At 54.3% G+C, this 13,246-nt stretch carries 13 protein-coding genes; 8 read left to right on the top strand and 5 right to left on the bottom strand.

Features of this window, described 5'->3' with window-relative positions:
* The first annotated feature begins 8 nt into the window (after nt 1-8).
* From mutY to AC3B6F_RS06285, 4 genes are all read left to right on the top strand, one after another.
* The gene (mutY, locus tag AC3B6F_RS06270) at nt 9-1,070 is read left to right on the top strand and encodes an A/G-specific adenine glycosylase (RefSeq protein WP_489823721.1); all 1,062 of its coding nucleotides are present in this window, start codon (nt 9-11) and stop codon (nt 1,068-1,070) included.
* Nucleotides 1,067-1,690, top strand: a complete 624-nt coding sequence (locus tag AC3B6F_RS06275) for a hypothetical protein (protein ID WP_489823722.1) — start codon at nt 1,067-1,069, stop codon at nt 1,688-1,690. The genes mutY and AC3B6F_RS06275 overlap by 4 nt, the downstream gene beginning before the upstream one ends.
* Before the next feature lie 109 nt (nt 1,691-1,799).
* Nucleotides 1,800-2,978 carry a Gfo/Idh/MocA family protein gene (locus AC3B6F_RS06280; protein WP_489823723.1) on the top strand — a complete coding sequence of 393 codons (1,179 nt, stop codon included), beginning with the start codon at nt 1,800-1,802 and terminating at the stop codon, nt 2,976-2,978.
* 112 nt (nt 2,979-3,090) lie between these two features.
* A complete protein-coding gene (locus AC3B6F_RS06285) occupies nt 3,091-3,324 on the top strand; it encodes a DMT family transporter (RefSeq protein ID WP_489823997.1) in 234 nt (77 codons plus the stop codon).
* Between the two features lie 28 nt (nt 3,325-3,352).
* Here AC3B6F_RS06285 and AC3B6F_RS06290 read toward each other — a convergent pair whose 3' ends face one another.
* A complete protein-coding gene (locus AC3B6F_RS06290) occupies nt 3,353-4,837 on the bottom strand; it encodes a catalase (protein ID WP_489823724.1) in 1,485 nt (494 codons plus the stop codon).
* Between the two features lie 234 nt (nt 4,838-5,071).
* Here AC3B6F_RS06290 and AC3B6F_RS06295 point away from each other — a divergent pair, with 234 nt between their 5' ends.
* Entirely contained in the window at nt 5,072-5,515 is a 444-nt protein-coding gene (locus AC3B6F_RS06295; RefSeq protein ID WP_489823725.1) for a hypothetical protein, read from the top strand.
* Nucleotides 5,516-5,605: 90 nt separating this feature from the next.
* Here the strand turns inward: AC3B6F_RS06295 and AC3B6F_RS06300 are convergent, their stop codons facing one another.
* A complete protein-coding gene (locus AC3B6F_RS06300; protein ID WP_211567897.1) occupies nt 5,606-6,043 on the bottom strand; it encodes a hypothetical protein in 438 nt (145 codons plus the stop codon).
* Between the two features lie 125 nt (nt 6,044-6,168).
* Complete coding sequence (locus tag AC3B6F_RS06305) at nt 6,169-7,233, bottom strand: transporter (protein ID WP_010504434.1); 1,065 nt, start codon at nt 7,231-7,233, stop codon at nt 6,169-6,171.
* Nucleotides 7,234-7,432: 199 nt separating this feature from the next.
* Here AC3B6F_RS06305 and AC3B6F_RS06310 point away from each other — a divergent pair, with 199 nt between their 5' ends.
* The 3 genes from AC3B6F_RS06310 (at nt 7,433) to AC3B6F_RS06320 (ending at nt 9,632) form a co-directional block, all read left to right on the top strand.
* Complete coding sequence (locus AC3B6F_RS06310; protein ID WP_062023457.1) at nt 7,433-7,786, top strand: hypothetical protein; 354 nt, start codon at nt 7,433-7,435, stop codon at nt 7,784-7,786.
* Nucleotides 7,787-7,876: 90 nt separating this feature from the next.
* Nucleotides 7,877-9,172 carry an adenosylhomocysteinase gene (gene ahcY / locus AC3B6F_RS06315; RefSeq protein WP_489823726.1) on the top strand — a complete coding sequence of 432 codons (1,296 nt, stop codon included), beginning with the start codon at nt 7,877-7,879 and terminating at the stop codon, nt 9,170-9,172.
* A gap of 70 nt (nt 9,173-9,242) precedes the next feature.
* On the top strand, nt 9,243-9,632 hold the full coding sequence (locus tag AC3B6F_RS06320; RefSeq protein ID WP_007282989.1) for a DUF3597 domain-containing protein: 390 nt from the start codon (nt 9,243-9,245) through the stop codon (nt 9,630-9,632).
* 81 nt (nt 9,633-9,713) lie between these two features.
* Here the strand turns inward: AC3B6F_RS06320 and AC3B6F_RS06325 are convergent, their stop codons facing one another.
* Nucleotides 9,714-10,895, bottom strand: a complete 1,182-nt coding sequence (locus tag AC3B6F_RS06325) for a histidine phosphatase family protein (RefSeq protein WP_489823727.1) — start codon at nt 10,893-10,895, stop codon at nt 9,714-9,716.
* Nucleotides 10,892-13,135 (bottom strand): TonB-dependent receptor, encoded by a 2,244-nt coding sequence (locus tag AC3B6F_RS06330; RefSeq protein WP_489823728.1) that lies wholly within the window; start codon nt 13,133-13,135, stop codon nt 10,892-10,894. Before AC3B6F_RS06330 ends, AC3B6F_RS06325 begins: the two co-directional genes overlap by 4 nt.
* Between the last annotated feature and the right edge of the window lie 111 nt (nt 13,136-13,246).

The raw sequence follows: 13,246 nt of genomic DNA on the forward strand, positions 1-13,246 counted from the left end.
CCCTCTCCGTGACTCCTGATGCTTCCGACCTGCTGCGCTGGTACGATACGCACCGCCGCACCCTGCCCTGGCGTAGCCTCCCCGGCGAACGCCCCGATCCCTATGGCGTCTGGCTAAGCGAAATCATGCTTCAGCAGACAACGGTAAAAGCTGTCATAGCGTATTACGAACGCTTTCTCACGCATTACCCCACTGTACAGGATCTGGCCGCAGCCCCCCAGGAAGACGTACTCCGTCTCTGGGCCGGGCTCGGCTATTATGCCCGCGCCAGAAATCTGCACGCCTGCGCAAAACGCGTCGCTGAACTCGGGCAGTTTCCAGACACCGTTGACGAACTGCTCAAGCTCCCAGGCATCGGCGCGTATACAGCCCGCGCCATTGCAGCCATCGCCTTTGGTCGACCCGTTGTCCCGGTTGATGGAAATGTAGAGCGTGTCACGTCACGGCTCTTCGCCATTGCCGACCCGCTTCCTGCATCCCGGCCTCTCTTGGCACGACAGGCCGCATTGCTGAACCAGTTCCAAGACGCACAGCAACGCCCCTCCGACTTCGCTCAGGCGTTGTTCGACCTTGGCGCCACACTCTGTACCCCCCGCAACCCGTCCTGCCTCACCTGTCCCTGGCGCCCGGCCTGTCAGGGTCACGCTAATGGAATTGCGGCCACCCTTCCCCGCAAAGCCCCCAAACAGGCAAAACCAACCCGCTATGGCACTCACTTCGTTCTTCAGGATGCATCCGGGCATATGCTGATCAGAACACGTCCTGAAAAAGGATTGCTCGGCGGCATGGACGAATTTCCCGGTACAGACTGGCGCGCAACCCCATGGGACGAGAAAGACGCCCTCGCAGCGGCTCCGATCCTGGGCCCCTGGACAGCCTGTGGAGAAGTCACGCATGTCTTTACCCATTTCACGCTTCGGCTCATGATTTACGCCGCAGCCCTCCCTGCAGGCCACAATGCAGGGATCGATCCCTCTTTTGGCACGTTCCGGTCCACAGAGCGCGCCGCCCTGCCAGGTGTCATGAAAAAATGCCTGGCCCTCGCAGTTGCTGATTTGGAGACACGATGAACGCAACCCCTTTCCTGACACGCCTGTGGTTCATGGACTGGCACCGTCAGGTTCTCAGCCACGACCCCCTTCGGGATGATTTCTCACAGGCTCCCTTTCAACCCGGCATCCACCCCGGACTGTCAGTACAGCTCTCTGTCCCACTGATCCTGCCCTGCGATGTCGTTCTGGAAAAACGGGTCTCCATGCCTCGCCCGCTCCCCCGATTTGAAATGCAGGCCGCACCCAACGGTCTTGTGTGCTTCCAGGTAAAAGACAAAGGCACCTACCTCAAAAGCGCCCGCTTTCCCGGCGGCGGAGAAGTCGTTGCCACATCTCCCCATGTTGCCGGATGGGAAACCTTTCTTCCGATGAGCGAAAACTTCCTGCGCGGCCTTTCCGCACTCCTTGTTCCACAAGCTGCCACCCTGACAGACCCGCAAACCGGAGAACATCTCTCACCAATCCAGTTACATATCGGATTTCTCGGTGAGATAAGCGGAAAACGGATTTCTCTCGCCAAAAATGCATCAACCATCGAACATCTTGGCAGCCTTTCTGCAGGACAAACAGCTGACATTACCTTTCAGGAAGAAGGCAAAGACACCCCCCTTATAATCCGCGTTCAACGCCCCGGCTGAGATCCTATGACACAGACGTCACAATTGATGTGACCTTCTGCAAAAGTCGGACCTACCGTCCTGAACCGGCGTTGCATTCCCAGACATCCCTAAGGGAAAGCAATCCGCAATGCCTCACGATATCCCGGTCGGTATTCCGCATCTCGTTCCGTTCATCCTAGATACGGGAAGGATCGAGAAAGGCCAGATCACCTTCGGAAACTGGCGCGGCGACGCCGATGTTCCCGAAAGCCAACCCCCACAGGCCCTTCCCCCTTCAGAGCGGGTAGGGTTCGCCATCATGGGCCTTGGCCGTCTTACCCTCGGAGAAATCCTCCCCGCTTTCGCAGGCTGCCGCCTCGCAAAACCTGTCGCACTCATCTCCGGACGGCCTGAAAAAGCGCGTTTAACGGCACATAGCTACGGCATCAGAGACGACTCCCTCTTCACATATGACGACATCCACCGTCTGGCAGATCGTCCCGATATTCAGGCCGTATATGTCGTCACCCCCAACGCTCTTCACGAAAAACAGGTCGAAGCTCTCGCCGCAGCCGGAAAACACGTCTTGTGCGAAAAGCCGATGGCCAATTCGAGCACAGAAGCCCAGCACATGATCGACGTCTGTCGGAAAGCGCACGTCAAACTCATGATCGCTTATCGCTGCCATTACGAGCCCTTCAATCAGGCAGTCCGCAAACTGGTCCAGAGCGGAGAACTGGGCCGCCCGAAACTCGTGGAAGCCATCAACACTCAAATGCAGGACAGCGCAGACCAATGGCGTCTCAAACCGGAACTGGCAGGCGGCGGAGCGTTACCAGACATTGGACTGTACTGCCTGAACGGCACACGCGCCGTCCTCGGAGAAGAGCCGGAAAGCCTTTTCGCTCAAATGGTCAGCCCCCCTGACGACCCGCGCTACAAGGATCTGGATGAAACATTCTCATTCATGCTTCGCTTTCCCTCCGGCGTAATCGCAAACTGCACGACCAGCTACGGAGCCCACGAAAGCAAAGACCTTCGAATCCAGCTCGAAAAAGGCTGGATCACCCTTGAAAATGCTTTCTCCTACACCGGCCATCGCCTTCGGATCGGCAGACGGGAAGGCAACCATAAAACTGTCAGCGAGTGGCGGCTTCCCGCAGAAAACCAGTTTACTCTTGAGCTCGACCATTTCGCAGATTGTATTCTGAAAGATCTCATCCCCAGAACCCCCGGCGAAGAAGGACTGCGCGATCAGAAACTCATGGAGTCCCTCTATGAGTCCGCAAAAACAGGACGAATGATCCACCTGTCCCCGACGTCATGAAAGTCCTGACCGTTTACAGTGTGGCACTGGCAGCCTTGCTCTGTACGCTGCCATTCCTGGGAATCAGCAACACGTCCGAGCCTTTTATTGACCGCCTCTCACACGTTCCATGATGGGCGTGGGTCGGCGGACTCTTCAATGTCGCGTTTGTCCTCGCCGGCTCTCTGCAGAACGGGAAATCGGTTCAGCCGTTTTCACTGTAACAGTCGCAAGCTGTGCCATCGCTCTCTCCGTCCTTCTGGATCACTTCGGACTGCTCGGACTGGAGCAACATACCGCTTCCACCCCACGCCTCATTGGAGCGACCATGGCGATCAGAGGAATCTTTCTGGTCAGCATGTTCTGAATGCAGCTGACCAGAAAGACGGCTTCCCTCAGTCGCCCTGCGTCGTCGGAGCAGAAGAGGACGGGCCCGTCATGATCCGCGTAACAGCCTGCCGCACACCGGCTTCCCATTCCGGATCTGCCTGCCGGAACAGAGCAAACTGCCGTTCCATGATCTCTGCCGGAACACCCATCATGGCCCCGGCAATATTATTGAAGAAACGCTCCCGCTGAGCAGCATCAAACAGACGGAACAACGCCCGCGGCTGCGCAAAATCATCCCCGTCAGTGCGATGCTCGTAGTAGCCCGCATCCCCATTGATCCGCAGAGGCGGCTCCATGGCAGCACTCTCTTCAACCGGCCCCCCAAACGAATTCGGCTCGTAATATCCGCCGTCCCCCGGCTCAGGCGCATCAAACCGCATAGGACCATCCATGTGATAATTTTTCACGGCAATCTGCGGACGATTCACTGGCAGCGATTCATAATGCGTCCCCACCCGGTAACGATGCGCATCTGCATAAGCGAACAGCCGACCCTGCAAGAGTCTGTCAGGCGAGAAGCCAATGCCCGGCACGATATTGGAGGGTGAAAAAGACGCCTGCTCGATCTCAGCAAAATAATTCAGGGCATTCCGGTTCAACTCCATGACGCCCACCTCCTGCAAAGGATAATCCGCATGAGACCAAACCTTCGTCACATCGAATGGATTGAAACTGACGCGCTCCGCCTCAGCCTCTTCCATCACCTGAATGAACACGGTCCATTTCGGGAAATCGCCGCCTTCAATGGCCTCGTAAAGATCAGCCTGCGCACTCTCACGATCCTGACCGATGACAGCATTCGCCTCATCATTCGTCCAGAAACGGTGCCCCTGCTGGGTTTTGAAGTGGAACTTCACCCAGAAACGCTCGCCCTGCGCATTCCAGAGCGAAAACGTGTGACTGCCATACCCATTCATAAACCTGTAGCCCTGCGGCAACCCACGATCAGAAAACAGGATCGCCACCTGATGCAGACTTTCCGGGCTCAGAGACCAGAAATCCCACATCGCCGTCGCTGAGCGCCGGTTCGTACGCGGATGCCGCTTCTGGGTATGAATAAAATCCGGAAACTTCATCGGATCACGGACAAAGAAAACAGGCGTGTTGTTCCCAACCAGATCCCAGTTCCCCTCATCGGTATAGAATTTCAGGGCAAATCCCCGAACATCCCGCTCAGCATCCGCCGCACCGCGCTCACCTGCGACAGTGGAAAAACGCGCCAGCATCTCCGTCGTCTTGCCGATCTCAGAAAAAATGGACGCCCTGCTGAAACGGGTAATGTCGTGCGTTACCGTAAACGTTCCGAAGGCGCCCGAACCCTTGGCATGAACCGTCCGCTCAGGAATACGCTCCCGGTTCTGATGCGCCAGCTTCTCAAGCAGCTGATAATTTTCCAGCAGCAGCGGCCCACGCGGACCTGCCGTCTTGCTATCCTGATTACTGACCCAAGGGGCACCTGCGGTGGTGCGAATGATAGTCCGATCGGTCATGGCCTGATCTCCTGTTTTAACAAGTGAGACCAGTTAGCCGATACACAAATAAAAGGTTAAACCGATTTATTTTTTATCTGTGTTCGGTTTTTCCTTTTAATAACCTTTCAAGTTTGCGTCAGTGTTTGATCCATTTCCTGCACAGATTTTCTTTTTCCCCTACCCTTCGACAATATCCGTAAGATCGGCCCTGCCCATGAAACCCCATGGCATCAAAGCTGTTAGGAGACTGATATGCTGAAAACTCTTTCTTCCCTCTCCCTTCCTGTCGCAGCGCTGTCTGCCGCCCTCGGCCTCGCCGGTTGCGTTAACGACAATACCAGCCCACAGGAAAAGCAGCTCATCTCCGCAGGGTTCGTCAGACACCCCGCCAATTCTCCGTCTCGCCGCGCAGAGCTGCAACTCATGCCGCAACACGTTTTCCTGACACGCAAAACCCCTGAGGGTCTGCGCTACATCTATGCAGATCGGGACCTGTGTGACTGCGCCTTCGTTGGCACGCCAGAAGCTTTCGAAAAATACGCTGCTGAACAGCCTCACGGGGTTTCCACAACACCCGCCCCGGAATCAGACGCCACAAAATCAGACATGCGCCAGACGACAGATCCTAACACAACCTCGTCTGCTCTCGGCCAAACCCCCGCAACATCCAGCGGACCTGCCAAGAAAAGTCCCTGATTTTATATCCTCTAGCGACGATGGGTTGTCAGCCAGCCCATCACCGCTTGGAAAACGGTACCAAATATCCCTACTGCAGAAGAACGGTTGTTACCGGGACAAAACGTCCAGATCAGCCGCATCTCCAATGACGATGCGCACCTGTTCGTAGGACGCCCCTGTCAGATTGCCCTCACGATTCCTCACAACAATTCGAATTTTTCTGGCCAATCCGGTAGCCAGAATCTCATGACCCATAAAATACTGCTCAGCCGTTTGTGTCCTGCCCCTCAGAATATCCCTCACCGTATCGTCATCAAGCATAACGACAACAGCATTGGGATTCCGATAATTCTGATCCGATATCAGGAACAGACTGTCATTGTGCCAGACAATCCCTCTTACAGTGATCCTGAACTTTCCGACCACTCCTGAAGGATCAGCTTTGAGCGCTACGTTGGTAGTCTCAGGCGTATAAATTCCAGAGCCGCAAGCCCCCAGCCCGAATGTTACAAGAGACAGCGCAAGAAGTATCTGGAATACACGCATGGGTGTTCAGGTCCTGAAACAGATTACAATCCAGAGGAATATTTCCGGACTATATTATCTGCAAATCTGGTCATGAATAACCTCACCAGAAAACCATAAGACCTTATCCAGCCCCATTAAAACTTTCAGAGCAATCGTGCGAGTTTCATGAACAGAAACGTCACGGCCATGAACACGAAACACACAAACCCGGCTTCGATTGTTCCCCACGCCCCCTGCGCCAGAAACATGCCGCCCGTGTTCATACCGAAGAAGCCGGTCACGAAGGTCGCCGGCAGCATCAACGTCGTTCCTACCGAAACAATGTACAGACGACGGTTGGTTTCTTCCGCCTGATTGGACCCCAGTTCGTCCTGCAGGGAACGCGCCCGGTCCTGCAAAGCAATCAGATCATCCAAAGCTGCATGAACCTGACGCTCCGCACGGTCGCGGAGTTCGTCTTCCGCCCATTCGGGAAGGTCCAGATCCTCATCCTTCAGAACACGATCAATCGGCGTGACAACACGTCTGAGTTCCGTCGCCCGACGGCGAACCTTACCGACAATACCACCCAGATGCCCCAGATCAGACCGATGCTCGATCAACAGAAGAACATCCTCTGCCCGATCCAGATCATCATCAAGCTGGCCAAGCTGCCGACGCACGGTTCCCGTAAATTCCCGTAATGCCCGATCCACAATGCCCGCAGGGGTCGGCGGAATATGGTCAGGTCTGAGGGACCGGTAGGCCGCCCCCAGAACAGGAATGGGGTTCCGCCGCGTCGTAATCAGCAGGTCAGGCCGCATGGCAAAACGCCAGGCACAGATTTCCCGGTCGTCTTCCGCCAATGCATCATCAAATGCCGGAAGCGCCCCCCAGATCAGATCATCAACGGCCTCAAGCGCAATACCGTACTCCGTTTCCGCCAGCATGGCGCGCACGTCTTCCGGCAGCCCTGGCAGATGCGCGACAAAGGATCGGGCAGAACTGTGAACCGTATCAAAATGAAGCCAGAACCACCCCTCGGACGATGGCACACGTCCCGGAAGCAACAGCTCTTCAACTTCGCCCGCCCCCAGAGACCGCAATTCCTGTCCCGGAATCGCATGTACAGCCCAGACAAGACCATTGGCGAAGGCAGGTTTTCCAGTTTCCTGGAACGCCGGATCAAGCACCGTGAAAGGAAAGTTGTAAGTGGGGTTCTCTGACACGGCAGCCTCCTGTTCTTCAGGGGGTATTCTGGACCTGCGCCGGTTTCGAACAACACGACAGAAGGTGATCTGCCGTTCTCTGACATGCCCGGGCAACTGACGCAATATGCTGCATCGGAGCAACTGTCACGCTGTCCGGGAGTTATCAGATTATTCCCGGAGGAACCAGCTCTTCCCTTTGCAGAGGAAAATTCAAGACATGTCCATTCGCCTGAAAGCCTCCCTGCTTGCCGCAGCCGTTATCATGGCCTCCCCTGCCGTTTCATCAGCAGCTTTCGCGCAGGCCGTCAGCAGCCCGAGCAACGATCAACCCCAGACGTCCAGTTCCGCGACGCAGAAAGCGCAGAATTCCACGATTGACCAGCCTGCCAATCACCTGCCGACGAACCCCCGTACCATCACGGAACAGCCGGACCAGCCCGCCCCTCAGGCGCCTCACGCCATGACGGACACCACAAAGCAGGGCAAGACCGAATACAGGCATCATCTGAAGCGCACACATCAGACACCGCGGACGGTCAAAACCAAGACCGACACCGCACAGCCGAACTGACACAGACCAGATGCGACGGAGCCACACTTTGCGTGGCTCCACCAAGCCTCTATACCTGCTGCCATCCAAGACGGGCAGTAAGGGCCAATCATGACCACGCAGGACTACAAGGTACACGACATTTCCCTCGCAGACTGGGGCCGCAAGGAAATCTCCATCGCTGAAGGCGAAATGCCCGGCCTGATGGCACTCCGCGAAGAATACAAGGACACCCAGCCGCTCAAGGGTGCGCGTATTGCTGGCTGCCTCCACATGACCATCCAGACCGCCGTGCTGATCGAGACGCTGACGGCTCTAGGCGCGACGGTCCGCTGGTCGTCCTGTAACATCTTCTCCACGCAGGATCACGCAGCAGCAGCCATCGCTGCGGCCGGTATCCCCGTCTTCGCCTGGAAGGGCCTGACGGAAGAAGAATTCAACTGGTGCATCGAGCAGACCATCACAGGTCCGGACGGCTGGACGCCGAACATGATCCTCGATGACGGCGGCGACCTCACGGTCATGATGCACGACCAGTTCCCGGAACTCCTGAAGGACGTCCGCGGCCTGTCCGAAGAGACGACGACAGGTGTGCATCGTCTCTGGCAGATGGCCAAGGCTGGCACGCTGAAGGTTCCGGCCATCAACGTGAACGACAGCGTCACGAAGTCCAAGTTCGACAACCTGTACGGCTGCCGCGAGAGTTTGGTGGACGCCATCCGCCGTGGCACAGACGTCATGATGGCCGGCAAGGTTGCCGTGGTTGCCGGTTACGGCGACGTGGGCAAGGGTTCCGCTGCCTCCCTGCGCAATGCAGGCTGCCGCGTTCTCGTGACCGAAGTCGACCCGATCTGCGCACTTCAGGCCGCCATGGAAGGCTATGAAGTCGTCACCATGGAAAACGCAGCACCGCGCGGCGACATTTTCGTCACCTGCACGGGCAATGTGGACATCATCACGATCGACCACATGCGCGAAATGAAGGACCGTGCGATCGTCTGCAACATCGGTCACTTCGACAGCGAAATCCAGGTCGAAGCCCTGCGCAACTATCGCTGGAACAACATCAAGCCGCAGGTTGACGAAGTCGAGCTGGCCGAAGGCCGCCGCATCATCCTGCTCTCCGAAGGCCGTCTCGTAAACCTTGGCAACGCCACAGGTCACCCGTCCTTCGTGATGTCCGCTTCCTTCACCAACCAGACGCTGGCCCAGATCGAACTCTGGACCGCCAAGCCAGGCCAGTACGAAGTGAAGGTTTACACCCTGCCAAAGGCTCTGGACGAAAAGGTCGCTGCCCTCCACCTCGCAAAGGTTGGTGCCGAACTTTCCAAGATGTCCGCAAAGCAGGCTGATTACATTGGCGTTCCGGTTGCCGGTCCGTTCAAGCACGAAGAATATCGTTACTGAGCGGAACAGGTAACAGGGGTAGGCGTTGTCTACCCCGACACCTTTTTTCAAACCGTCAGGAGTGTTTCCTATGGGTCTTTTCAGCACGATCATGTCCAAGATTTTCGGACATGCAGAAGCAGCCACGCCAACGTCCGGCACGGCTGATGCACAGGCTTCCGCTGGCGCTCCGGCTGCTGCGGCACCTGCTACCCCAGCCGCACCAGTGGACGTGGATGCCGTTCTTTCCGATCTGGCATCCAAGGCTGGCCAGCCGCTGAACTACAAGACCTCGATTGTGGATCTTCTGAAGCTGCTCGGTCTCGACAGCTCCCTGGAAGCACGTAAGCAGCTTGCAGGCGAACTGCACTACACGGGCAGCACGGACGACTCAGCAACGATGAACGTCTGGCTCATCAAGCAGGTCTATGCCGAGCTGGCCAAGAACGGCGGCAAGGTTCCTGAAGGCTGGGCTCACTAAGCCTTCCTTAAGTGCTGCTACGAAAAAGCTCGGATGTTTCTCATCCGGGCTTTTTTTTGTTTTTCCATGATGTTCTTAGCACTAGGGAGCAAAAAACGGCTGCGTAGGAGATAGCGTAATGGCGGATTTCCCGATATCCGGGGTCTTCGCCTCACGCAGTTCCTCCAGGGATTGATGAAAGACCTTGAGTCTGACCTCTCGTGTGCCGTCGGGACGACGCCAGCGCTCGAATGCCAGAACGGTATTCGGTGCCGTAGAATCAGGCTGATCCGAAAAGGACCAGTCCACCCCAAATAACGCCATCATGGCTGCCAGATTGGTATCGTGCCCCGCTAGAATCAGTACCTTCGTTGACGGCAGAATGCCCGGAATTGCATACACCAACTGGTCCGAAAGAAACGCACGAATACTCTTCGCCATCATCCCATTGCGCGCTCGAGCATATTCTGGAAGACGACGCAGAAGGTGGTTTTCTGCTTCATGTGCAGGCATAACGGTTTCAAGAATATGAGGAACATCCCTCTCGGAGATCCCAAACTCCGTCAGCGGCAACCCCTCGGCGTACGTCAAAAGCAAACTTTCTGCCGCCATTCCACCCGTTACAAATCCCCCCTTAAGACGAGGCACTCCCTTTTTCCATTCAAGGGTCGTGGGAGTAGTCAAGCATTGCGACGAAGCAGGCTTTTCTGTGCATGCATTAGAAGCCAGAAGCCCCTGAAGCGCTTTTAACGCTGCATCAGAAGCAGGCTCTGGCAGTGTATCCTTGGCTGTATCAAAATCGCGCTCAAGGACGGAGGAATCAACTGACGCCGCCGGGCTTCCAAGCGCATTAAAAACCGGATCAGCGGTCGTAGAGGCCCACCTGGCCTGCAAAGAACATCCGGGCGCAATTTCCTTGGCCCAGACTTCGCCTGTCTGCCGTGTTCTGTGATCGGCGGTATCAGCCCAGACAACAGCCTCCTGCGCCACCGCCTGACAGGATTGTAAAGACCGGAAAAGGGATGTCTGGCTGTAATACCCTCGAACGGCTTGCACCATTGCTCTTAAAGCATCTGCCCCATGGCCCGTCATTTCTCCAGGGGCAACAGACCACACCGGCCAAACATGCCCTGTGCGGTGCTGCATCTCCTGAGGAGAGACTGTAGGACTACGAATACCATGTCGTCCCAGGAAAACGACCTTTTCCAGAACGTCTCCCTGCGTCTGAGAGGCACATCCTCCCAGAGCAACAAGAACAATCAGAGAAGAAATCTGACGGATCATGGCATCGTTGCGGTCATGTTGAAGAAAACACTCCGTCCTGCAATACGCCAGAACAACGGCGCATCTCCGTAAGACTGGGTGCCTGCATAATCGCTAATCGAACGATTATTAAAAAGGTTGGCGATTTTGATACTCGGCGTCACATCTCTGAAGAATGAACCGATGTGATGAATGCGCCAGCCCATGGCAAGATCAGCAGTTACAGTGCTGCCAATTTTATACTGGTTTTTGAAAACCGTATCGCCCGCATCATTTGTCGTGCTGTCCAGCCCCCAATGATTACCAGCATATTTACCCATAAGAGAAAAATACGGACCATGGTCGCTTTCGTAAAGCAGACCGAAAGACGCCAATGCATTCGGCGTCTGCGCGACGCGAACATGGCTGTGCTTATATTTCGCGTCATTCACACTGTAATTCCCATACAGGGAAAAGCCGTAGCCGATGACGTATTGGCCTTCGAGCTCAATCCCTCGGTAAACCGCCCCCCCGCTATTCACATATGTCGATGTCGTACCAATATTAGGAACATAAATCTGTGCAGCAGCAATATAATTTGAGAAATTAATATAGTAGCCATCCAGAGACAGCATCCAGTTGCGACCATGATAAACTGAACCAACCTGATAATTCAGGGTTGTTTCAGGCTTCACACTCCCGACAGAACTTACCTGGAAAACAGACAACGGCGGAGCAAGAAACCCGCGGGCAACCTGTGCATACGCGCTCCAGTTTTTTATGATACGTTGATTTATCGCAATAGATGGCTGCCACGATCCATAATTCTGCGTATCTTTTAGCGGGAGTTTTGTTCCCTTATTTATACCCGCATCATAATCCCTTTTAAAAATGGAATATTTTATACCCGGTTTGATTATTGCTCCTTTCCATGGATGAACATTCAGTTCAAGATAAGGCTGAATTGTCGTGTTCAGATCTGAAATATCATAACTGAATGGCGAACCTGTTTTCCCCGGAACGGGAATGGAATTCCGACTTAAATCAATGGCATATGTATAACGGCGATCTTTCTGAACATCAGCCCAGACTCCCAAAAGAATATCACCATAGGAAGTATGCCCTTTCAGACGCAACGTATCACCGTAAGTTCTATAAGAAGCATCAGCATATTTTCCGGGAATATCATTTTTATAGGTTGCAACCTTTTTTCCGGCGGCATTGTAAAATGTTACGCCATTTGCTGCTGTCGACCGTTGGCTTGCATCAGTACTCTCGGAATAATCGTGCTCAAAACCGCTTGTGTAAATCTGATTTTCGAGCGTCAACCAAGATAAAAGCTTGGTTTTAAGGGCAATGTAATCAAAATCAGACGTGTAGACACTCGGCTGATATCCATAATAACATTGCCTAGACGGATCATTGCATAATCCATAATTTTTACCATACGTCTTGTAATCAGCAAGCGTCGCCCCCTGAGTCGTATACTGCCACTCTTTGTTATAGGTCGTTTCAATGGTCAGTGTTGTTTCTGGAGCAAGATCAACAACATCCTTGAACATCAGATTGCTGCGACGCTCAGAAGAATTGGTCAGATAGCCGTTGGTTTCTTCATGTTGCATATCGATAAATGCACGACCCATTCTGGTCTTGCCTGTATCGAACTCAATTCCACCTGCACGAGTATTAAAACTACCATAGGTACCGTAAAGCGTTGTTCCCATTCGTGCAGCGGGATTTTTAGATGTAAATCCCATAGTGCCGCCAAATGTCGCGTTCCCTATTGTGGAAGCAGTTCCTGGTCCACGGTCAATCTGCGCCTCACCAAGAAAGTGCGAAATAAACAACGCAGAGGTCGTATGCCCCATATCTGTTGCATTTCCGAAAGGTATTCCATCAAACGTCATGTTGTACTGGCCATCCTGAAAACCACGCAGACTCATGGTTTCAGCCTTTCCCATTCCCGGGCCATTGGGGTTCTGGGAAAATACGCTTGGCTGGAATTGAATAATATCGTCAACGCTTGCTAGCGGAATAATATTATTCATCAAAAATCCTGACTGAATTTTTGATGTCGGTTGCGTAATATCAAGAGGAACTGTTGCTGGAGCGATACGGGATGCGTGACCAAGAACCGTTAGCTTCTCGACTTTCGGAGCCTGTTCAGGTGCTTTCTTTTTATGATCCGAATTAGCATCCGAAGCATAAGCCGCAGAACCAAAAAGAATCGACCCCGTTACCAATCCTGTAGACAGGGCAAAACCTTTTCGAACGTTTTTCATGGAAATCGCGTACTCCCGTGGTAGAGAAGACGCTCATTACTCATGCTTCCTGATACTGAAAACCTGTATTACCATTTCGTCATGGAAATTTCATACAGTTTACCCGGAAGC

Source organism: Gluconobacter sp. ESL1110 (assembly GCF_058107395.1).

What these genes read in the sequence shown, in the direction of transcription:
- AC3B6F_RS06275 (WP_489823722.1), top strand. Translation starts at nt 1,067, where the DNA reads ATGAACGCAACCCCTTTCCTGACACGCCTGTGGTTCATGGACTGGCAC.
- AC3B6F_RS06280 (WP_489823723.1), top strand. Translation starts at nt 1,800, where the DNA reads ATGCCTCACGATATCCCGGTCGGTATTCCGCATCTCGTTCCGTTCATC.
- AC3B6F_RS06285 (WP_489823997.1), top strand. Translation starts at nt 3,091, where the DNA reads ATGGGCGTGGGTCGGCGGACTCTTCAATGTCGCGTTTGTCCTCGCCGG.
- AC3B6F_RS06290 (WP_489823724.1), bottom strand. Translation starts at nt 4,837, where the DNA reads ATGACCGATCGGACTATCATTCGCACCACCGCAGGTGCCCCTTGGGTC.
- AC3B6F_RS06295 (WP_489823725.1), top strand. Translation starts at nt 5,072, where the DNA reads ATGCTGAAAACTCTTTCTTCCCTCTCCCTTCCTGTCGCAGCGCTGTCT.
- AC3B6F_RS06300 (WP_211567897.1), bottom strand. Translation starts at nt 6,043, where the DNA reads ATGCGTGTATTCCAGATACTTCTTGCGCTGTCTCTTGTAACATTCGGG.
- AC3B6F_RS06310 (WP_062023457.1), top strand. Translation starts at nt 7,433, where the DNA reads ATGTCCATTCGCCTGAAAGCCTCCCTGCTTGCCGCAGCCGTTATCATG.
- ahcY (WP_489823726.1), top strand. Translation starts at nt 7,877, where the DNA reads ATGACCACGCAGGACTACAAGGTACACGACATTTCCCTCGCAGACTGG.
- AC3B6F_RS06320 (WP_007282989.1), top strand. Translation starts at nt 9,243, where the DNA reads ATGGGTCTTTTCAGCACGATCATGTCCAAGATTTTCGGACATGCAGAA.
- AC3B6F_RS06325 (WP_489823727.1), bottom strand. Translation starts at nt 10,895, where the DNA reads ATGATCCGTCAGATTTCTTCTCTGATTGTTCTTGTTGCTCTGGGAGGA.
- AC3B6F_RS06330 (WP_489823728.1), bottom strand. Translation starts at nt 13,135, where the DNA reads ATGAAAAACGTTCGAAAAGGTTTTGCCCTGTCTACAGGATTGGTAACG.